20 protein-coding genes are annotated in these 18,635 nt (G+C 73.0%); 11 read left to right on the top strand and 9 right to left on the bottom strand.

Translation table 11 applies throughout. The features are described 5' to 3' along the window. Window positions 1-55 precede the first annotated feature (55 nt). From OERS_RS00135 to OERS_RS00145, 3 genes are read left to right on the top strand one after another with little or no spacing between them, the layout of a single operon-like run. Window positions 56-1,453: an extracellular solute-binding protein gene (locus OERS_RS00135; RefSeq protein ID WP_231907864.1), complete on the top strand. Its 1,398-nt coding sequence runs from the start codon at window positions 56-58 to the stop codon at window positions 1,451-1,453. Window positions 1,454-1,455: 2 nt separating this feature from the next. Next, a complete protein-coding gene (locus tag OERS_RS00140; RefSeq protein ID WP_082609046.1) occupies window positions 1,456-2,463 on the top strand; it encodes a carbohydrate ABC transporter permease in 1,008 nt (335 codons plus the stop codon). 1 nt (window position 2,464) lies between these two features. Continuing rightward, a complete protein-coding gene (locus OERS_RS00145) occupies window positions 2,465-3,406 on the top strand; it encodes a carbohydrate ABC transporter permease (protein ID WP_056652932.1) in 942 nt (313 codons plus the stop codon). 403 nt (window positions 3,407-3,809) lie between these two features. Here the strand turns inward: OERS_RS00145 and OERS_RS00150 are convergent, their stop codons facing one another. Then, a complete protein-coding gene (locus OERS_RS00150; RefSeq protein ID WP_068623419.1) occupies window positions 3,810-5,657 on the bottom strand; it encodes an FAD-dependent oxidoreductase in 1,848 nt (615 codons plus the stop codon). Between the two features lie 74 nt (window positions 5,658-5,731). Between OERS_RS00150 and OERS_RS00155 the strand changes: the two genes are divergently transcribed. From OERS_RS00155 to OERS_RS00165, 3 genes are read left to right on the top strand one after another with little or no spacing between them, the layout of a single operon-like run. Continuing rightward, window positions 5,732-5,917, top strand: a complete 186-nt coding sequence (locus tag OERS_RS00155; RefSeq protein WP_056652926.1) for a hypothetical protein — start codon at window positions 5,732-5,734, stop codon at window positions 5,915-5,917. After that, window positions 5,914-6,405, top strand: a complete 492-nt coding sequence (locus OERS_RS00160) for a hypothetical protein (RefSeq protein WP_068623420.1) — start codon at window positions 5,914-5,916, stop codon at window positions 6,403-6,405. Before OERS_RS00155 ends, OERS_RS00160 begins: the two co-directional genes overlap by 4 nt. After that, on the top strand, window positions 6,381-6,641 hold the full coding sequence (locus OERS_RS00165) for a metal-sensitive transcriptional regulator (protein WP_056652920.1): 261 nt from the start codon (window positions 6,381-6,383) through the stop codon (window positions 6,639-6,641). The genes OERS_RS00160 and OERS_RS00165 overlap by 25 nt, the downstream gene beginning before the upstream one ends. Here the strand turns inward: OERS_RS00165 and OERS_RS00170 are convergent. Both OERS_RS00170 and bla read right to left on the bottom strand, forming a co-directional pair. Next, window positions 6,638-7,216 carry a DUF6993 domain-containing protein gene (locus OERS_RS00170; protein WP_139107596.1) on the bottom strand — a complete coding sequence of 193 codons (579 nt, stop codon included), beginning with the start codon at window positions 7,214-7,216 and terminating at the stop codon, window positions 6,638-6,640. The two genes, OERS_RS00165 and OERS_RS00170, sit on opposite strands and share 4 nt — an antisense overlap. After that, complete coding sequence (bla, locus tag OERS_RS00175) at window positions 7,213-8,145, bottom strand: class A beta-lactamase (protein ID WP_068623424.1); 933 nt, start codon at window positions 8,143-8,145, stop codon at window positions 7,213-7,215. Before bla ends, OERS_RS00170 begins: the two co-directional genes overlap by 4 nt. A 72-nt stretch (window positions 8,146-8,217) precedes the next feature. On the opposite strand from bla, the gene OERS_RS00180 reads away from it, so the two are divergent. From OERS_RS00180 to OERS_RS21340, 5 genes are all read left to right on the top strand, one after another. Next, a complete protein-coding gene (locus OERS_RS00180) occupies window positions 8,218-9,153 on the top strand; it encodes a LysR family transcriptional regulator (protein ID WP_068623426.1) in 936 nt (311 codons plus the stop codon). Beyond that, window positions 9,146-10,048, top strand: coding sequence for a serine hydrolase (locus tag OERS_RS00185; RefSeq protein WP_139107597.1), 903 nt, complete (start codon window positions 9,146-9,148; stop codon window positions 10,046-10,048). Before OERS_RS00180 ends, OERS_RS00185 begins: the two co-directional genes overlap by 8 nt. Window positions 10,049-10,171: 123 nt before the next feature. Continuing rightward, window positions 10,172-10,780 carry a DinB family protein gene (locus OERS_RS00190; protein WP_068623428.1) on the top strand — a complete coding sequence of 203 codons (609 nt, stop codon included), beginning with the start codon at window positions 10,172-10,174 and terminating at the stop codon, window positions 10,778-10,780. A gap of 115 nt (window positions 10,781-10,895) precedes the next feature. Continuing rightward, window positions 10,896-11,567: a DsbA family oxidoreductase gene (locus OERS_RS00195; protein WP_056652905.1), complete on the top strand. Its 672-nt coding sequence runs from the start codon at window positions 10,896-10,898 to the stop codon at window positions 11,565-11,567. 217 nt (window positions 11,568-11,784) lie between these two features. Beyond that, window positions 11,785-11,946: a hypothetical protein gene (locus OERS_RS21340; RefSeq protein ID WP_157516481.1), complete on the top strand. Its 162-nt coding sequence runs from the start codon at window positions 11,785-11,787 to the stop codon at window positions 11,944-11,946. Window positions 11,947-12,045: 99 nt separating this feature from the next. Here OERS_RS21340 and OERS_RS00200 read toward each other — a convergent pair whose 3' ends face one another. From OERS_RS00200 to OERS_RS00225, 6 genes are all read right to left on the bottom strand, one after another. Further along, window positions 12,046-12,957 carry an ABC transporter ATP-binding protein gene (locus tag OERS_RS00200; protein ID WP_083201103.1) on the bottom strand — a complete coding sequence of 304 codons (912 nt, stop codon included), beginning with the start codon at window positions 12,955-12,957 and terminating at the stop codon, window positions 12,046-12,048. A 2-nt stretch (window positions 12,958-12,959) separates the two neighbouring features. Further along, window positions 12,960-14,039, bottom strand: a complete 1,080-nt coding sequence (locus OERS_RS00205) for a FecCD family ABC transporter permease (RefSeq protein WP_248948244.1) — start codon at window positions 14,037-14,039, stop codon at window positions 12,960-12,962. Further along, window positions 14,036-15,094, bottom strand: a complete 1,059-nt coding sequence (locus OERS_RS00210) for a FecCD family ABC transporter permease (protein ID WP_068623430.1) — start codon at window positions 15,092-15,094, stop codon at window positions 14,036-14,038. The genes OERS_RS00205 and OERS_RS00210 overlap by 4 nt, the downstream gene beginning before the upstream one ends. A gap of 13 nt (window positions 15,095-15,107) precedes the next feature. Further along, window positions 15,108-16,169, bottom strand: a complete 1,062-nt coding sequence (locus tag OERS_RS00215) for an iron-siderophore ABC transporter substrate-binding protein (protein WP_068623432.1) — start codon at window positions 16,167-16,169, stop codon at window positions 15,108-15,110. A 386-nt stretch (window positions 16,170-16,555) separates the two neighbouring features. After that, the gene (locus OERS_RS00220; RefSeq protein ID WP_068623433.1) at window positions 16,556-17,545 is read right to left on the bottom strand and encodes a DNA-3-methyladenine glycosylase family protein; all 990 of its coding nucleotides are present in this window, start codon (window positions 17,543-17,545) and stop codon (window positions 16,556-16,558) included. Between the two features lie 215 nt (window positions 17,546-17,760). Further along, window positions 17,761-18,351: a ribonuclease H family protein gene (locus OERS_RS00225; protein WP_082609044.1), complete on the bottom strand. Its 591-nt coding sequence runs from the start codon at window positions 18,349-18,351 to the stop codon at window positions 17,761-17,763. Window positions 18,352-18,635 lie beyond the last annotated feature (284 nt).

Raw genomic sequence — 18,635 nt, forward strand, 5'->3', positions numbered from 1 at the left:
TCCACCAGGCACCACGCCGTCCCGGGCTCTCTCGCGCCCATTTCTCGAAGGAACGATGATGATCCGCACCCTGAACCTCCCGTCCCGAGGCGTCCCCGCCCGGGCGGGCCGGACCACCGGACGCGTCCGCGCCCGGGTGACCTCCGCCGTCGGGACGCTCGCCGTGAGCGCCCTCGCGCTCTCCGCCTGCACCGCCGGGACCGACGGCGGCGGGGGCAGCACCGCGGCCCCCGCCGACGACGAGGAGGTGTCGATCTCGATCTGGAGCGGCTTCTCCGACCGCGAGCTCGGCATCATCGACGAAGCGGTCGCCCGCTTCGAGGCCGACCACCCCAACTACACCGTCACGAGCCAGGGCAGCCAGGACGACGACAAGCTCGCCCAGGCCATCCGCGGGGGCAACGCGCCCGACGTCGCGGTGTCCTTCTCGACCGACTACGTGGGGCAGAACTGCTCGTCGGGAGCCTGGCAGGACCTCGGGCCGTTCATCGAGCGGGACGGCGTCGACCTCGAGCAGATCCCTGCGGCCGTGCGCGGCTACACCGAGTTCGAGGGCACGCGCTGCGCCCTCCCCATGCTCGCCGACGTCTACGGGCTCTACTACAACCTCGACCAGTTCGCGGCGGCAGGCGTGACCGAGCCGCCCCGCACCACGAGCGAGCTCCTCGAGACAGCCAAGAAGCTCACGCAGTTCAACGAGGACGGCTCCATCAAGGTCGCCGGGTTCGTGCCGCTCATGAACTTCTACGCCAACACCCCGCAGGTCGTCGGCCCCATGTTCGGCGCGCACTGGACCGACGACTCGGGAAGGTCGAGCATCTCGACCGACCCGGCGTGGGCCGCCCTCGCGACCTGGCAGAAGGAGCTCGTCGACTGGTACGGCTACGACAAGCTGCAGAAGTTCGTCGCCGGGTCGGGGCAGCAGTACTCGGCCGACCAGGACTTCCAGACGGGCCGCATCGCGATGGCCCTCGACGGGGAGTACCGCACGGCGTTCATCGACGACGCCGCGCCGGACCTGGCCTACGCGACCGCCCCGGTCCCCGTGAGCGACGACCGGGTCGACGAGTACGGCGGCGGGTACGCGACGGGCACCGTGATCGGCATCCCCCAGGGAGCAGAGAACCCCGGGGCCGCGTTCGAGCTCGTCAAGTACCTGGCGTTCGACACGGGCTCGCTCGTGGCGATGTCCAACGGGCTCAAGAACGTCCCGACGACGCTCGACTCGCTCGAGTCGCCCGAGCTCGAGGTCACGCCTCAGTTCCAGACGTTCCTCGACGTGTTCGCCTCGGACGGGCTGTCCAACAACCCGCCGTCGGCGAACGGCGGTGCCTACCTCAAGACCGTGTCCGACTTCTTCGACAAGTGGCAGGCGGGCGGCGTGAGCGACCTCGACGCCGCTCTCGCCCAGGTCGACACGGACATCGAGAACGCCAAGGGCATCGGCGGCTGACCATGACCGTCCTGGCTCCTGGCCACCCCGGTTCCCCGGCCGCCACCGTGCGGCCGGGGGACCCGGCGGGCCCTGCTCTGCGGCGCAAGCGCTCGCGGCGCCGTGCGCTGACCGTCCTTGCCTTCATGGCGCCCTGGATCGTCGGGTTCACGCTGTTCCTGGTGTACCCGCTGGTCTCGACCGTCTACTTCTCGTTCACGAACTACGACCTCATCTCCGCCCCGACCTTCGTGGGCCTGCGCAACTACACGCACATGTTCACCGCGGACCCCATCATGTGGATCGCGATCAGGAACACTGCGTGGCTCACGGTCGCGATCACGGTGGGACGCGTGCTGTTCGCGCTCGTGACCGCGGTGACGCTGACCAAGGTCAAGCGGGCTACGGGCATCTTCCGCACCCTGTACTACCTGCCGGCCCTCGTGCCCCCCGTCGCCGGCACGCTCGCGTTCGTGTTCCTCTTCAACCCCGGTTCGGGTCCGGTCAACAAGGTGCTCGGCTGGTTCGGGATCGAGGGGCCGCTGTGGTTCCAGGACCCGGCGCTCGCCAAGCCCGCGCTGACCATGCTCGTCCTGTGGGGCGTGGGCGAGCTCATGATCATCGTCCTCGCCTCGCTGCTCGACGTCCCGACCGAGCTGTACGAGGCCGCGGGCCTCGACGGCGCGGGGGCGTGGCGGAAGTTCTGGCACGTGACCCTGCCGTCGATCGTCCCCGTCCTGCTCTTCTCGGTCGTCACGTCCGTGATCGCGGGCCTGCAGTTCTTCACGCAGGCCATGGTCGCGGGGTCGGTGGCCTCGGGCTCGTCGCAGGTCGCGGGCAGCAGCCAGCTCGCGGGCTACCCGGAGAACTCGACCATGACGTTCCCCATGTGGCTCTACCAGCAGGGATTCCAGTACTACAACATGGGCTACGCCTCCGCGATGGCGGTCGTGCTCTTCCTCGTGTCGGGCGCGTTCACGCTCCTCGTGCTGCGCCGCATGACCCGAGGCTCCGACGAGGCAGGTGCCTGACATGACCACTTCCACGACCCTGCCGGCCCCCGCCGGCTCGTCCGCTCCGCACCGTCACGGGCGCACGTCGCGCACCGCGCGCCCGTCGGCCCAGCTGCCAGGGTTCCGCCTGAGCCCGCGCGCCCAGCGGATCGCTTCCTCGGTCGCGACGCACTCGTTCGCGATCGTCCTGGCCGTGATGTTCATGGCCCCGATCGTGTTCGTGGTGCTCACGGCCTTCATGTCCGACCAGCAGGCGCTCACGGGCGCCTGGTGGCCCACGTCGTGGCACGCGGAGAACTTCGCCGCGGTCTTCGACAAGGCGCCCATGCTGCGGTACTACCTGAACTCGCTCGTCTACTCGCTGCTCGCGACGCTCGGCATGCTGCTGTCGTCGGTGCCCGTGGCGTACGCGCTCGCGCGGCTGCGCTGGAAGGGGCGCAACCTGTCGTTCGTGCTCACGGTCGTGGCGATGCTCCTGCCGCCGCAGGTCGTGGCCGTTCCGCTCTACATCCTGTGGGCGCGGCTCGACATGACCGGGACGCTGTGGCCGCTGATCGTCCCGTACTTCGTGGGAGACGCGTTCAGCATCTTCCTGCTGCGCCAGTTCTTCCTCACGATCCCCGAGTCCTACTCGGAGGCCGCGCGGCTCGACGGCCTGAGCGAGCTCGGCATCCTGCGGCGCGTGATCCTGCCCATGGCCAAGCCGGGCGTCGCGGCCGCCGCGCTGTTCACGTTCATGTACACGTGGAACGACTACTTCGGTCCGCTCCTCTACACCGGGGAGAACCCCCAGAGCTGGACGCTGTCCCTGGGCCTCGCGTCGTTCCGCGGGGTGCACCAGGTGCAGTGGAACCTGACCATGGCGGCGACGCTGCTCGCGATGATCCCCGTCGTCGCGATCTTCTTCGTCGCCCAGAAGACGTTCGTCGAAGGGATCTCCTTCTCAGGTGTGAAGGGGTAGTCCGGGAGGTGCCGCGGGGGACCGGAACTGGGCCGGGAGCCCGCGGCGGAGGTGCGGGGCCGCTCGACGTCCGCGTCGGGCGGCCCCTTCGTGCGCTCCGGCCCGACGGCGGCGCCGCACCCCGGGCGGTGCGGCGCACCTCAGCCCGTGCCCGCCCCGGGCGGTCCCTGGCTCAGGCCACGCCGTCGAGGCCCACGATCGACAGGAAGACCACGAGCGACCCGAGCAGGACGACGGCGACGCCCACCGAGACGAGCAGGACGGTGCGGGGACGGACGGGCATGGGGCTCCTGCCGGGGTTGCTGGCGCACGGGCTGCGCGGGTCGCGTCGTGTGGCGCGGCCGGCCGCGGGTGCGGGGGACCCGACCATCGTAGGCAGCCCCGGCACCCGCGGCCGGCCGTTTCAGGCTCGGGCGTCGGCGAGCTCGGACGCGCTGCTCGACCGGCGCGCGAGCATCCCGTCACGCCACGTGAGGTACCCGCCGTCGAGGTTGCGCACGTCGTAGCCGAGCTGGCTGAGCAGGCGCGCGGCCGTGTGCCCGCGCTGCCCCACCTGGCAGTGCACGACGACGGGGGCCCCGGTCGGGATCTCGGCCGCGGCCCGTGCGCGCAGCTCGTCGAGCGGCACGTTGAGCGCGGGGAGCGTGCCGGTGCCGCCGTCGGGCTCGACGGTCCCGCGCGCGTGCTCGCCGGGCGTGCGGACGTCGACCACGGTCGCCCCCTGGGCGACGAGGTCGTCGAGCTCGTGCCACTGGACGCTGCGGGTCTCGCCCGCGCGCAGGTTGTCGGCCACGTAGCCGAGCATGTTGACGGGGTCCTTGGCCGAGCCGTACGCCGGGGCGTACGCGAGCTCGAGGTCGGCCAGGTCGGAGGCCGTGAGGCCGCCCGCGATGGCCGTGGCGACGACGTTGATGCGCTTGTCGACGCCGTCCCGCCCGACGCCCTGGGCACCCAGGATCAGGTCGGTCTCGGGGTCGACGAGAAGCTTGAGGGCCATCTGGCTCGCCCCCGGGTAGTAGCCCGCGTGCTGGGCGGGGTGCGTGTGGATCGCGCGGTAGGGGCGCCCCTCGGCGCGCAGGCGCTTCTCGTTGCGTCCCACGGTCGCGGCGGTGAGCCCGAACACCCCGACGACGGCCGTGCCCACCGAGGGGCGCATGCCGGCACGGCGGCCGAGGATCACGTCGGCGACGTGGCGGCCGTGCCGGTTGGCGAGGTTGGCGAGCGGGATGAGCGTGGGCTCGTCGGCCCCGGCGGGGCCCGAGCCCGCGGCGAGCCCGTCGCGCTTGGTGGCGGCGTCGCCCACGGCGAACACGTCGGGGACCGAGGTGCGCAGGTCCTCGTCGACCAGGATGCCGCCGCGGGGGCCCGTCCTCGCGCCAGCGAGGACGGCGAGCTCGACGTCGGGTCGGACGCCGACCGCGGCGACCACGAGGTCGGCCGGGACCTCTCCGCGTGGCGAGCCGTCCGCGGACGTGAGCTCGGCCGTGTCGGGGCCGAGCGCACTGACCTGCGTGGACGTGCGGACGTCCACGCCGTGGGCCTCGAGCTCCTGCCGGACGCGGACGGCCATCTCGGGGTCGAGCGGGGCCAGGACCTGGTCGGAGAGCTCGACGAGCGTCACGTCCAGGCCCCGGTGGACGAGGTTCTCCGCGACCTCGACCCCGACGAACCCGCCGCCGATCACGACGGCCGAGCGGGCAGGCGCGCGGAGGTGGTCGGTCGAGGGCTCGCTCAGGGGCGCGGCTGTGCCTGACGGGTCGGCTGCGCCGGACGGCGCGTCGACGCCGGCGCCGACGAGGGGGCCGTCGCTCGCGCGGCCCTCGATCGCGGCGACGATCCGGTCGACGTCGGACACGTCGCGCAGCACGAGGGCGCGCTCCATGCCGGGCACGGGCGGGACGATCGGGCGCGCGCCGGGGCTCAGGACCAGGCGGTCGTAGGTCTCGACGTGGTCCAGGCCCGTGGTCAGGTCGCGGACGGTGACGGTGTGCGCGGCGGCGTCGACCCCGGTCACGCGGTGGCGGACGCGGACGTCGATCCGGAAGCGGGCGGCGAGCGACTCGGGGGTCTGGAGGAGGAGCGCGTCGCGCTCCTCGATGACTCCGCCCGCGTAGTACGGCAGACCGCAGTTGGCGAACGAGACGTGCTCGCCGGCCTCGAGGACGACGATCTGGGCGTCCTCCGAGAGACGGCGCAGACGGGTGGCCGCGGACATGCCTGCCGCGACCCCTCCGACGATGACGATCTTCATGCTTTCCTCCTGGGGTTCGGGACGACTATACCCCGGGGGGTATATTGATCATCAACCCGATCAGGAGGATCACCATGTGCAGAGCTGTGACCTGCAAGAAGTGCGGCAAGACGACGTGGGCCGGCTGCGGCCAGCACGTCGACGACGTCATGCGGGGCGTCCCGCGCAAGGACCGGTGCGAGGGGCACGCGGCCGAGCCGTCGCAGGGCTCGTCGCCCGGCTCGTTCCTCGCGAGGCTGTTCGGGTCGAACAGGTCATGACCGAGCCCGGCGTGACCGCGCCGGCGGCGCCCGGGCCGCTCGCGCCCGACGCGGTCTCCGGGCCGTTCGCGGTGCAGGTCCGGCGGCAGGTGTGGGGGAGGCGTCGGCTCGTCGTCGGCGCCTCTCTCGCACCGGGAGTGCTCTGGCTGCTCGTGCAGGCCGGAGGCGGCTGGTCGCCCGCGGTCACGCCCGGGTGGGTCACCCTGCTCGTGGTGGTCGCCGTCGTCGGCGCACTCACGCTCGCGAGCTACGTCCCGGCCCGGGGCGAGGCCTGGCGGGATACCCTCGGGTGCTCGCCGTGCGCGGTCGTCTCGGGAGGCACCGTCCTCGCGGCGGCGTTCCTGGTGGGCCAGGCGCCGCACCAGGTCGGGATGGTGCTGCCCGCGCTGGCTGTTGTCCTGTTCGGGCTGGTGCAGCGCACGAGCAGCACCCGCGACGTGTGCGTGCGACGAGAGGAAGAGTCATGGAGCTCGACAAGGACGAGATGAAGAAGGTCTCGAACCGGCTCAAGCGCGCCCAGGGGCAGCTCGCCGCGGTCGTGCGGATGGTCGACGAGGGCGGCGACTGCGCCGACCTCGTGATGCAGCTCTCCGCGGTGTCCAAGGCGCTCGACCGTGCCGGGTTCGCGATCATCGCGTCGGGCATGAAGCAGTGCCTCACGGACGACGAGAACGGCCCGGCCGACGTCCAGAAGCTCGAGAAGCTCTTCCTGTCCCTGACCTAGTGCGAGGGCATCTCGAGACAGCCGCCGTCGGCGATCGGGCCGCCTGACTCCAGCGCGAGCACACCCGGCCGGACGTCTCCGAACACGCACCCGCCCGGGACGCTCACGCCGATCCCGAAAGCCGTCGTGCCGTCTCCCCAGACGTCCGTGTCGCCCGTCGTCTGGACCGTGGCGAAGCCCGCAGCGGTCAGGGCGTCGACGACGTCCTGCGAGCGGAACGTCGCACCGGACCCGGTGAGCGCGGCCAGCGCCGCCTCGACCGCCGGGACCGAGCGCGCCGCGAGAGCCGCGTCCTCCGGGGTGGAGCTCCGCTGCCGGTACGCGTCGTTCGAGCGCATGAGCGCTTCGGGGTCGTACGGCAGGCAGCCGGCCGGCGTGTCGTCGTCGGTCGCCGGGCAGGCCCCGGTCGGTGACGGCGAGACGGTCGGGGAGGCCGCTGCCGCGGGCTGGTTGGCCGAGCGATCGGCCCAGGTGTCGAGCTGCAGCGCGACCGCGCCCAGCACGAGGACCGCCCCGAGCGTGCCGACCGCCAGGATCGTGACCAGGCTCCCGAGCACCCAGCGTCCTGCGCTCACGAGGCCACGACGAGACGGGTGATCGCGGCGACGGCCTCGTCGTCCCAGGTCGCCCCCGGAGAGTCCGTGCGGGTCATGACGACGAGTGTCGTCGGCTCGACGCCGGGCCGCCACAGGACGCCCGCGTCGTTGACGACGCCGTAGCCGCCCGCGCCGGTCTTGTCCGCGAGCTCGTAGGTGCCGTCGAGGCCGGCGCGGAACCGCTTGCCGGACGTGGTGCTCCGCAGCATCCAGTCCCCGAGCCGTGCCGCGGTCAGGGCGCCGGCCCCGCGCTCGAGCAGGAGCGCGCCGTAGATGCGCGCGATGTCGTCCGGCGTCGAGGTGTCGCGGTCGTCTCCCGGCGTCGCCTCGTTGAGCTGCGGCTCGATCCGGTCGAGGCGCGTCGCGCGCGCGCCGAGCGAGGCGGCGAAGCTCGAGACCGCCGTCGGGCCGCCGATCTCCCGCAGCACGAGGTTGCCCGCGGTGTTGTCGCTGAAGCGGAGCGCGGCGTCGGCGAGCTGCGCGGGGGTCATGCGCCACGTCGTCGTCGCGGACGTCACGGGGGAGTTCTCGACGAGGTCCTCCGGGCCGAACGCGATCTCGCGCGACCAGTACGCGTCGTCGTAGGCCTTGTCCGCGAGCAGCGCCCCCACGGCGATCGGCTTGAACAGCGAGCACATCGGGAAGCGCTCGGCCGCGCGGTAGCCGTAGTCCGCCCGGCCGCCGCCACGCACGCTCACCCCGACCGTGAGCGACCGCGACCGTTCGAGGTCGCGCAGGGCCTCGTCGAGCTCGTGTCGCCCCGCGGTCGACGGTGATCCGGAGGCCGGGGCGGCGACCGCAGGGTCCGTGCCGTGCGGAGAGCAGGCGGCCGTGAGCCCCGCAGCGGCGAGCAGGGTGAGGACGGATCGGCGGGAGACCGGTGGGGCGGTCGTGTCTCGAGGAGTCATGCCACGAGTCTCGGAGCGGCGATCGATGCAGACAAAGCACGAAATGCCCCCATCGATGCAAGAGTGGCATCCATGGGTCGATCACTCGATGTCCTGGCAGCGTGCGAGGCGTTCGTCGCCGTCGCCGACCGGGAGAGCTTCACGGCCGGCGCCCTGGCGGCGGGCATCAGCCAGTCCGTGGCGAGCCGACGCATCGGTGCCCTCGAGGCCCATCTGGGCGGGCGGCTGTTCGACCGGACGTCGCGGCGGGTCGCGCTCACCGCGCTCGGCCGCGGGGTCCTGCCCAGCGCCGCCCGGCTCGTCGGTGCGGCCGCCGACCTGGTCGACGACGCCAGGCGCTCTCGTTCGCGCCCGCTGAGCGTGGGCGTCCCTCCGTCGGTGCCACCGCTCGTGCTGGCAGAGCTGTGCGCAGCCGGTGCTGCCGGGCGGCTCCCGCTGGCCCCTGTCGCGGGGAACCCGGCCGAACGCGCCGAGGCCTTCCGTTCCGGGCGTACGTCGCTCTTCCTCGAGAACGTCCCCTCGGACCGGGCGCGCTGGACGGCACGGCTCGGGGTCGGCTCCCACCCGGACGACGACGCGACGGGGACGTTCCACCTGGGTGAGCTGCGCCCCGCGCGCGGACGACCGACGGGAGCCCTGCGACGGCTCTGGCTCCAGCCCGAGGACGACGTGCCCCACGTCCGCGACCGGATGGAGCGGGCCCGGGACGAGGCGGGGCTCGCTCCCGTCCAGGTCCGCGTCGCGGAGTCGACCGTGCGAGCGCTGTCCGAGATCCTCGTGTCCGACGACCTGGTCCTCTGCACGCGGCCCGAGGCCTCGACCTACGACCTGCGTTGGCGCCCCCTCGGCGACCAGCAGCTCGTGCGGGCGTACGCCGTGGGCGCGGCCGACGAGAGCCTCGCGGCGCGTTTCGTCGCACTCTGCTCGTCTGCCGTGGTGACCGTGCTCGGGGCCGACGACGCGAGCGGCCGTGCGACGCAGACCGGGCTGGAGCCCGTCCGTGGGTGACGGGTCGGTGGTCGGGGAGGCCGTCCGGGTGCTCGACGCAGCCGGGCTCCGGGCCTCGGTCCTCGTGCAGGATCTCGGGACGGGCAGGGAGCTCGCGATCGAGCCGGACGTGCCCTACCCGCTCGCCTCGGTCGTCAAGCTTCCCCTCCTGGTCGCGGTCCTCGAGCGGGCAGCGGCGGGGACGATCGACCTGTCGGCGGTGGTCACGCTCGGCAGCTCCGAGCGGACGCCGGGGCCGACGGGGCTCTCGCAGTTCGCCCACTCCGCGAGCGTCGCCGTCGAAGACCTGCTGTACCTCGCGACCTGCCTGAGCGACGACACCGCGGCCGATGCCCTGTTCGCGCTGTGCCCACCGGGCGAGGTCAACGCCACGCTGCGCGCGCTCGGGATCACGGACGTGACGCTGCGGCACCCCATCCACGAGCTCCACCGCACGCTCGCGAGCCGCCTCGGCCCGGACGAGCTGCATCTCGCGCTCTCACTGGCCATCCGTTCGACGACCGAGGGACGGGGGCACCTCGTCCCGCAGCTCGACGTCACGCAGGCGAACGCGGGCACGGCCCGGGGGCTCGTCCGGCTGCTGCGTGAGGTGTGGACCGGACAGCGGCTCGACCGCGCGACGGTCGAGAGGACCCGTGCGCTCCTGGCCAGGAACGTCCTGCGGAACCGGCTCGCACCGGACCTCGAGAGCGACGCGTCGACCTGGTCGTCGAAGACCGGGACGTTCCTGCACCTGCGGCACGAGGTCGGGGTCCTCGAGCACCACGACGGCTCGGCCTTCGCGATCGCCGTGCTGAGCGAGTCCACCGTGCCCGCACGGATCCAGCCGGCGGCCGAGCAGGCCCTCGGGTTCGCCGCCCGCGCGCTCCACGACGAGCTCCGCTCGCGACGCTGAGCGGCGCCCCCGCAGGCGGACCACCCGCGCCCCGGGGGATGATCGCGGAGGAGAGCAGGACGCCCGGGGCGCGTGACGCCGTCGGGCACGAGCGAACCCCGACCCCGCACCCAGGAGCCACCCATGAGCGACGACGCGACCTACGGCAGCCCCGACTTCGACTGGTCCGTGCTGACCGTCCCGACCCCGCTCGCCATGGTGCGCGGGCAGCTCGGCTTCTCGTGGCTCGAGGTCCTGGGACGGCTCGTGACGCTCAGCCAGGAGGAGTTCGCGTGGGAGCCCGGGCCGGACGCGCTGCGCATCGTGCGGCGCGGTGACGAGCGCACGCCCCGCACGCTCGGGATCGGCGAGTGGGTCATGGAGTGGCCCGAGGGCTCCGACTCGCCCCAGCCGCGGACGATCGCGTGGCTCGTCGCGCACCTCACCGAGGCGTTCTTCGAACGGTGGGAGTGGACGTTCGGCGACCGGATCGCCCGGCGAGACGCGGTCGCGTTCTCGGGCGAGGTGGACCCGGCGATCGAGGGCCTGACGCGCTGGGTGGACCTGTGGCGCACCGGCGTCGACGAGCTCCCCGAGGACCAGGTCTTCACGGTCGGGCTCAGCCAGGCGACCGAGATCGACGCGCAGGCGCCGTTCGGGCACCTCGTGCTCCACATGAACCGCGAGCTCATCCACCACGGTGCCGAGATCATGGTGCTGCAGGACCTCTACCGGGCGCGGCACGCGGACTGAGCCGGCCGGTCGTCGGGCTTGACGCAGCGCCGCACGGCCCGCCGCCGAGCCGTGCGTCGGCAGGATCACACCGCTGCGGGGAATCCTCGGGCCGTCCCGGTCGTTGAAACCCGTCATGAGCGAAAAGGTGAAGGTCGACATCTGGTCCGACGTGGCGTGCCCCTGGTGCTACGTCGGCAAGCGCCGCTTCGAGACGGCGCTGGCCGGGTTCTCGGGCCGCGACGACGCCCCCGAGGTGGAGATCGAGTACCACTCGTTCGAGCTCGCACCGGACACCCCGGTCGACTTCGAGGGCACCGAGGTCGACTTCCTGGCCAAGCACAAGGGCATGCCCGCGGGTCAGGTCGAGCAGATGCTCGGACAGATGACGACGGTCGCCGCAGCCGAGGGGCTCGCGTACGACTTCGACGCCCTCCAGCACACCAAGACCCTCAAGGCGCACGAGCTGCTGCACTTCGCGAAGTCCCAGGGCAAGCAGGTCGAGATGAAGGAGCGCCTCCTCAAGGCGTACTTCGAGCAGGGCCGTCACGTCGGCCGCATCGAGGAGCTCGCGGCGCTCGCGGCCGAGGTCGGCCTGGACGCCGACGAGGTCCGCACGGTCCTCGAGAACGGTGACTTCGAGGACGACGTCGAGCAGGACATCGCACAGGCCCGCGCCTACGGCATCAGCGGCGTCCCGTTCTTCGTGTTCAACGGCAAGTACGGGGTCTCGGGCGCACAGGACCCGGCCGTCTTCACGCAGGTCCTCGACCAGGTCGTCGCGGACGCCGCGGAGTCGGTGGCCTGACCGTTCCCCCGTTCGTCCTCGGCCGCGGCCACCCACATACCGGGTCGATGCGACCGAGATCACAGGAGGAGCGGTAGCAAATGCGACCGAGTATCAGCCAGACTGTCGGGAAACCCGCAGCGTCGCTGGTCCTCGGTGGCAGCGCATCGGTCCTCCCCTTGAGACGATGCCCGCCCACCCACCACGAGCATCGCAGCACGTGACTTCAGGAGATCCCATGACCGACACCATGCAGGACAGCCCTTTCCACTCGATCGCGAACCCGCGTCGCACGACCCTCGTGACGGTCTCGGCCGCCGAGGCCGCCGCGCCGTTCACGATGATGGGCAACGACGACGCCGCGGTGTGCGTCGACGGGGTGTGCGCGCTCCCGGAGTGACCCACGCCCGCCGAGCACGAGGTTCCGTGCGCTCGAGAACGGGGTTGTGCTCGTTCTGAGGCTCAGAACGTCCGCAACCTCGTTCTCGGCGCGTCCCGCTCAGCCCCGGTGGTGCCGGCCCATCGGCACGAGGGTCGGCGTCCCCGTGATCGGGTCGGGCACCACGAGCGAGTCCAGACCGAACACCTCGCGCACCATCCGAGCGTCGACGACGTCGCCCGGTGCGCCCTCGGTGTGCACCTTGCCGTCGCGCATCGCGACGAGGCGGTCGGAGTAGCGGCACGCCATGTCGAGGTCGTGCAGCACCATGACGACCGTGGTCCCGCGCGACTCGTTGAGGTCCACGAGCAGGTCCAGCACGTCGATCTGGTGGGCGATGTCGAGGAACGTCGTCGGCTCGTCGAGCAGCAGCAGGTCGGTGCGCTGCGCGAGCGCCATGGCGATCCACACGCGCTGCCGCTGCCCGCCCGACAGCTCGTCCACGGACCGCTCGGCCAGGTCGAGCGTCCCGGTCGAGGCGAGCGCGTCCGCCACGGCCTCGTCGTCGCCCGCGGTCCAGCGGCGGAACCAGCCCTGGTGGGGGTAGCGGCCGCGGCCCACGAGGTCCGCAACCGTGATGCCGTCGGGGGCCACGGGGCTCTGCGGCAGCAGGCCCAGCGTGGTCGCGACCTGCTTGGTGGGCAGCGTGCGGATGTCCTCGCCGTCGAGCAGGACGGCCCCGCCCACGGGCTTGAGCAGGCGTGCGAGGCCGCGCAGCAGCGTCGACTTGCCGCACCCGTTGGAGCCGACGATCGACGTGATCTTCCCGGCCGCGACCGTGAGGCTGAGGTCCTCGACGACGCGGCGCTCGTCGTACGCGAGGGACACGTGGTCGGCGGCGAGCGTGTGCGTCCCGGCGGTGCGCGCGCCGGCACCACCGGCCGCGGCGTGCGGAGCCCGCGCGTCGGCAGGAGGCCCGACGGCGCCGCTCGCCTCGGGCGCGCTCCCGGCGGTCTCGGGGTGGTCGGTCATTCTCAGCCTCCGCGTCCGGAACGGTTGGTGCGCACGAGCAGCCACAGCAGGTAGGGGGCGCCGACGATCCCCGTGACGACGCCCACGGGCAGCGTCACGTCGGGGATCGCGAACTGTGCGACGAGGTCGGAGCCGAGCACGAGCAGCGCGCCCACGAGGGCCGCGGGCACGAGCGCGAGCCGGCCGTCGCCCAGGGTGCGGCGGGCGATGGGGGCCGCGACGAGCGCGACGAACGCGACGGGGCCCACGACCGCGACGGCCGAGCCGGCGAGACCCACGGCCACGAGGATCAGCAGGAGCCGGGAGCGCTCGACGCGGATGCCGAGCGCGGCCGCGGCGTCGTCGCCGAGCTCGAGCGAGCGCAGCCGCGGTGCCAGGAAGGCCGTGAGCGGCACGAGCACCGCGAAGCAGATCAGCAACGGGTTGAGCGTCGACCAGTCGGAGCGCGCGAGCGAGCCCGTGATCCACACGAGCGCGGCCTGCGCGTCACGCACGTCGCTCGTCGTGAGGACCCACGAGACCACGCTCATGCACAGGGCCGCGACGCCGATCCCGATCAGGACGAGCCGGTACCCGGCCACGCCGCCGCGCCACGCGAGCAGGTAGATCGCGACGGCCGCGACGAGCGACCCGGCGAGCACCAGACCGGTGAGCGCGAGCCCGCTGATCCCCAGGACCACGACGCCCACGACGCCCGCGGCGCTCGCGCTCTGCGTGATCCCGATGATGTCGGGGCTCGCGAGCGGGTTGCGCACGATCGACTGGAACAGCGCGCCCGACAGGCCGAGCGCGGCCCCGACGACCAGGGCCGTCAGGAGGCGGGGGAGGCGCAGCTCGACGATCACGAACTGCGTGAGGACGTCGGCTCGGCCCAGGACCGTGTCGAGGATGCCGGAGAGCGGGACGGCCGCGTCGCCCAGCGTCAGCCCGACCGCGGCGAGCACCACGAGCGCGACCGACAGCCCGGTGACCAGGCGCGCCTCGCGCGCCCGCCCGCGGTGGCGCGAGGCTCGGGCGACGTCGATGCCCTGGTGAGCGGCGCCGTCGGGCAGGCCGTGCGGGACGGTGGTCGGGGCGCTCACAGCGACACCGTCTTCCCGCGCCGCACGAGCGCGATGAACAGGGGCGCACCCACGACGGCCGTGACCACGCCCACCTGGAGCTCGCCCGGCCGGGCCACGACGCGCCCGATCACGTCGCACCCGATGAGCAGCACGGGCGCCGCGACGACCGCGTACGGGAGCACCCACCGGTAGTCCAGCCCGACGACGTAGCGCGCCAGGTGCGGGACGACGAGCCCCACGAACGCGACGGGTCCCACGGCCGCGGTCGCGGCCCCGCACAGCAGGACGATCGCGATGCCCGCGACGACGCGCGTGCGGGTGACGTCCTGCCCGAGGCCGCGCGCGACGTCGTCGCCCAGGGCCAGGCCGTTGAGCGAGCGGCCGAGCGCGAGGGCCAGGACGAGGCCCACGACCACGAACGGCAGCACCTGCCACATGACCGTCGAGCCGCGCGCCGCGAGCGAGCCGACCTGCCAGAAGCGCATGAGGTCGAGCGCCGCGCGGTCGACCAGGAGGACCGCGGTCACGACCGACGTCAGCGCCGCCGTGACGGCCGCTCCGGCGAGCGCGAGCTTGACGGGCGTCGCGCCCTCGCGTCCCACGCTCGCGACGCCGTAGACGACCGCGGCCGCGACGGCGGCTCCGATGAACGCGAACCACACGTAGCCGCCGACCTGCGAGACGCCGAAGAACGAGATCGCGCCGACCACGAAGAGCGAGGCCCCCGCGCTGATGCCGAGCAGACCCGGGTCGGCGAGCGGGTTGCGCGTCAGGCCCTGCATGAGCGTGCCCGCGGCGCCGAGCGCGGCCCCCGCGACCAGGCCCACGAGCGTGCGGGGCACGCGCTTCTCGATCACCACGAGGTGGTCGGGGTTGGTCGGGTCGTAGCTCGTGAGGGCGTCCACGACGACGCTCAGCGGCAGGGCGTTGGCCCCGACCGCGAGGCTCAGCGCGCACACCGCGGCCAAGGCAACGAGCAAGGTGGCGAGTCCGATGACGAGACGCCGACGACGGGCCGGGCGACGAGAGGTCGCCCGGCCCGTGCCGGCGTCAGTGCTGTGGGTCGTGCTCATGGGTGGTGCGAGACTACGACACCTTCTCGGCGGCGGCCGCGAGCTGCGGCACGTACTGGTCGAGCATCCACGGGATCGACAGCGCCGTGGGGGCGCTCGACGCCATGACGAACGACTCGCCGACGATCGGGGCGAAGCGGCCCTCGGCCACGGTGGGCATCGCGGCGATGACCGGGTCGGCCACGAACGTGTCGACGTCGGCCTGCGTCGCGAAGTACATGATGAGGACGTCGGTGTCGATCTTGGAGACGTTCTCGTAGCTCAGCGGGTACCAGAAGGTGCCGGACGTCGGGTCGGCGTCGAGCTCCTCGACGCTCGGGGAGAGCGTCATGCCCAGGTCCTCGACGACCTGCACGCGCGGGTCCTCGGCGCGGTAGACGTTGAGCTGGTCGGCCGTGTTGGCCGCCGCGTACAGGAACGACTTGCCCTGGATGACGGGGTACGCGTCCGACTGTGCGGTGATGCCGGCGGTCGTCTCCTCGACGAGCGCGTCGGCCTCGTCGGCCAGGCCCAGGGCGTCACCGACGATGTCGAGCTGCTCCTGCCAGGACAGCGCCCAGGGCTGGTCCGGGTAGGCGACGACCGGCGCGATCTTGGAGAGCTTGTCGAACTCCTCCTGCGTGATGCCCGAGTAGGGGGCCAGGATGACGTCAGGCTCGGCCGCGACGACCTCCTCGAACGGCACCTCGCTCGTGTCTCCGCCCGAGAGCAGGGTGGGCGTCTCGGCGCCCATCTCGTCGAGCTTCTCCGCGACCCAGGGGAGCACGCCGTCGGCGTTGCCGCCGTACGTGTAGGCGGGCATGGCGACGGGCACGACGCCCAGCGCCAGGACGGCGTCCTGCGTCGACCAGCCCCACGTCACGACGCGCTCGGGCTTCTCCTCGATGACGGCCTCGCCGAGCGCGCTGTCGATCGTGACGGGGAAGGCGCCCTCGGACGCGGTGCTGTCGGCCGCTGGCGACGAGGCGTCGTCGCCCGACCCGCCGGAGCAGGCGCCGAGCGCGAAGGCGGTGGCGACGGTCGCGGCGACCAGGGCCGTCGGCCGGAGCCGTCGAGAGATGGGGCGAGCGGACATGATGCTCCTCGGTCGGTGCTGCGCGGGGGATGTTGCTAGAGGTAAGGCTAACCTCATTGGCTGGGAGCGAGGCCGGTCGTGCGTGGTGAGGACCAGTGGGATGGTTCACAACGCGGTGTCATCTCCCGGCCAGCGGGTGTCGGGGAGCGGCCGTCCGGGGGTGGTCGGTGTGCTGGTGCTGGTGCTGGGGCTGGCGCTGGTGCGGTGCGGTGCTGGTGCCGAGCACGAGGTTGCGGTCGTTATGACCGGCTTGGTGACCGCAACCTCGTGCTCGACCGCACGGAACCTCGTGCTCGGCAGCTCGATGTCAGCCGCACGGTCGACCGACGCCCACCGCATGGTCGGCGCCGGAGGGTCGGCTCGTCGACCACCCGACCCCGACCCGCTCAGTTCCCCCGGTGGTCCTGGATCGAGAGCCTCGGCCCCCGCCGCGGCGCGTGCCCCAGCCCCGACACCTCGAGCAGCCGCACGACCCGGTACCGGTGGGGCGCGTAGGGCGCGAGCAGCCGCAGCATCCCGGCGTCGTCGGTCCGTTCGCCGGTCAGCGCCCAGCCGACGGCCTTGGCGAGGTGGAAGTCGCCGACCGACACCGCGTCCGCGTCTCCGAGCGCCCGCTGCCCGACCTCCGCGACCGTCCACACCCCGACCCCGGGCACGAGCTGCAACCGCGCCTGCGCCGCGGTCGGGTCCATCGCGGCGCACTCCTCGAGCCGGCGTGCCACGCGCGCGCACTCGACGACGGTCCGCGCCCGTCGGGGGTCGACGCCGGCCCGGTGCCAGTCCCACGTGGGGATCGTGGCCCAGGTCCGGGCGTCGGGGACCACGCGCATGCCGTCGGGGGCAGGGCCCGGCGCGGGCGTCCCGTAGCGTGCGAGCAGCCAGCGCCACGCGTGGTGGGCGGTCACGGTCTGCACCTTCTGCTCGAGGACCGCAGGCACGAGCGCCTCGAGCACCCGCCCGGTACGGGGGACGCGCAGCCCGGGGTGCCTGCGGTGCGCGTCCGCGAGGCGGGCAGGAGGCGCGAAGGAGGCTGCGTCGTCGGGCTCCCCGAGGAGCGCGGGGAGCGACGCGGCGAGCTCGCCCGCCCCGGGCCCCCACGCCTGCCCGACGACGTCACGCACCCCCGCCTGCACCAGGCGGTAGGTCACGGGTCCGGTCGGGAAGAGGCTCGTGCGCCAGGTCCCGGCCTGAGGGCCGCTCGGCACCACGCGGAACGTGGGGTCGTAGGGGCCGCGCGCGAGCTTCGCGAGCGTCGAGCGCAGGTCGAGCGGCCGCTCGGAACGCAGGACGAGGGGGAGCGGTGCGGTGGGGGTGTCGACCGGGTCGGCCGGTCCGGTCCCGGCGAGCGCCGGGGCGGGGAGCGGGGACGCGGTCATCGCTCCAGTGTCGCACCGGAGCCTGAGGCTCCCGGTGGGACGATCTGCCGAGCACGAGGTTGCGGTCGTCATGAGCCGCGGAACGGACGCAACCTCGTTCTCGGCGCGCACCGGGGGATCGTGTGGAGCCGTGGACGGGGAAGCGGGACCAGGCCCGGAACACGGACGAGGCCGCCGCCGGACGGGCAGCGGCCTCGAACCGTTCGGGCGGAGCGTCAGTCGAAGAGCGTCGACTCGGTCCAGGCGTCCGCGGCGGCCTTGCTCGCTGCGGTGGCCCCGACCTTGGTGGCCGGACGGCCCGCAGCAGCCGGCCGCTTGGCGGGCGCGACCGCGAGGTCGTCGGTGCCCGCGAGCGTGGCCCGCTCCTCGCCGCGCCCGGCGGCCCAGTCCTGCGCCGCGAGGCCCGCGAGCTGGTCGGCCCGCTCGTTGAAGTGGTTGCCGACGTGCCCCCGCACCCACCGGAACCGCACCGGTCCGGGGCGGGCCTGGATCGCGGCCTCGATGCCCTGCACGAGCTCGAGGTTCTTCACGGGGCTGCCGCCGGCCGTCCGCCAGCCCTTGCGCTTCCAGCCCTCGAGCCACTCCGACGCGCACTTGATGGCGTACTGGGAGTCGGACTCGATGAGGAGCGGCTCTGCGCTCTGGTGGGCGCGTACCGCCTCCAGCAGAGCCATGAGCTCCGCGATCTGGTTCGTCCCGGAGGCTGCGCCGCCCGAGTCGAAGGTTCCGTCGTGGTTGATCCACGCCCAACCGATCGCTCCACCCGGGTTGACCAGGCACGAGCCGTCGGTGCTGACAGTGATCACTTGTGCGTCCTCGCTCATCGGAGTCGGAAGTCCGTCGCGCCCATTGTCCCCGACTTTCGGGGGCGCCAGGACCGCCGTCTGCCCGCTGCGCGCCCGACGACGGAGCGCACCCGTGCGCGCGTGGTGCGCTCCGTCGTCGGGCACCGGGGTTCCACCGGGAACGGGGTGACGGACGCCTCAGGCGAGCGACGACCGCCGGGCACGACGAGCCCAGGAGCCCCCGGACAGCACGACGCCCCCGCTCCCACCGGCGACCGGGGGAGCGAGGGCGAGGCGTGATCAGG

Origin of the sequence: Oerskovia enterophila (assembly GCF_001692445.1) — a bacterium.
Classification (GTDB): Bacteria; Actinomycetota; Actinomycetes; order Actinomycetales; family Cellulomonadaceae; genus Oerskovia; species Oerskovia enterophila.

Excerpts from the sequence above, each read along its gene's own strand:
- OERS_RS00135 (WP_231907864.1), top strand. The coding sequence starts at position 56 with ATGATGATCCGCACCCTGAACCTCCCGTCCCGAGGCGTCCCCGCCCGG.
- OERS_RS00165 (WP_056652920.1), top strand. The coding sequence starts at position 6,381 with ATGGAGCTCGACAAGGACGAGATGAAGAAGGTCTCGAACCGGCTCAAG.
- OERS_RS00180 (WP_068623426.1), top strand. The coding sequence starts at position 8,218 with ATGGGTCGATCACTCGATGTCCTGGCAGCGTGCGAGGCGTTCGTCGCC.
- OERS_RS00150 (WP_068623419.1), bottom strand. The coding sequence starts at position 5,657 with ATGAAGATCGTCATCGTCGGAGGGGTCGCGGCAGGCATGTCCGCGGCC.
- OERS_RS21340 (WP_157516481.1), top strand. The coding sequence starts at position 11,785 with ATGACCGACACCATGCAGGACAGCCCTTTCCACTCGATCGCGAACCCG.
- OERS_RS00195 (WP_056652905.1), top strand. The coding sequence starts at position 10,896 with ATGAGCGAAAAGGTGAAGGTCGACATCTGGTCCGACGTGGCGTGCCCC.
- OERS_RS00190 (WP_068623428.1), top strand. The coding sequence starts at position 10,172 with ATGAGCGACGACGCGACCTACGGCAGCCCCGACTTCGACTGGTCCGTG.
- OERS_RS00220 (WP_068623433.1), bottom strand. The coding sequence starts at position 17,545 with ATGACCGCGTCCCCGCTCCCCGCCCCGGCGCTCGCCGGGACCGGACCG.
- OERS_RS00140 (WP_082609046.1), top strand. The coding sequence starts at position 1,456 with ATGACCGTCCTGGCTCCTGGCCACCCCGGTTCCCCGGCCGCCACCGTG.
- bla (WP_068623424.1), bottom strand. The coding sequence starts at position 8,145 with ATGACTCCTCGAGACACGACCGCCCCACCGGTCTCCCGCCGATCCGTC.
- OERS_RS00210 (WP_068623430.1), bottom strand. The coding sequence starts at position 15,094 with ATGAGCACGACCCACAGCACTGACGCCGGCACGGGCCGGGCGACCTCT.
- OERS_RS00160 (WP_068623420.1), top strand. The coding sequence starts at position 5,914 with ATGACCGAGCCCGGCGTGACCGCGCCGGCGGCGCCCGGGCCGCTCGCG.
- OERS_RS00145 (WP_056652932.1), top strand. The coding sequence starts at position 2,465 with ATGACCACTTCCACGACCCTGCCGGCCCCCGCCGGCTCGTCCGCTCCG.
- OERS_RS00155 (WP_056652926.1), top strand. The coding sequence starts at position 5,732 with ATGTGCAGAGCTGTGACCTGCAAGAAGTGCGGCAAGACGACGTGGGCC.
- OERS_RS00200 (WP_083201103.1), bottom strand. The coding sequence starts at position 12,957 with ATGACCGACCACCCCGAGACCGCCGGGAGCGCGCCCGAGGCGAGCGGC.
- OERS_RS00215 (WP_068623432.1), bottom strand. The coding sequence starts at position 16,169 with ATGTCCGCTCGCCCCATCTCTCGACGGCTCCGGCCGACGGCCCTGGTC.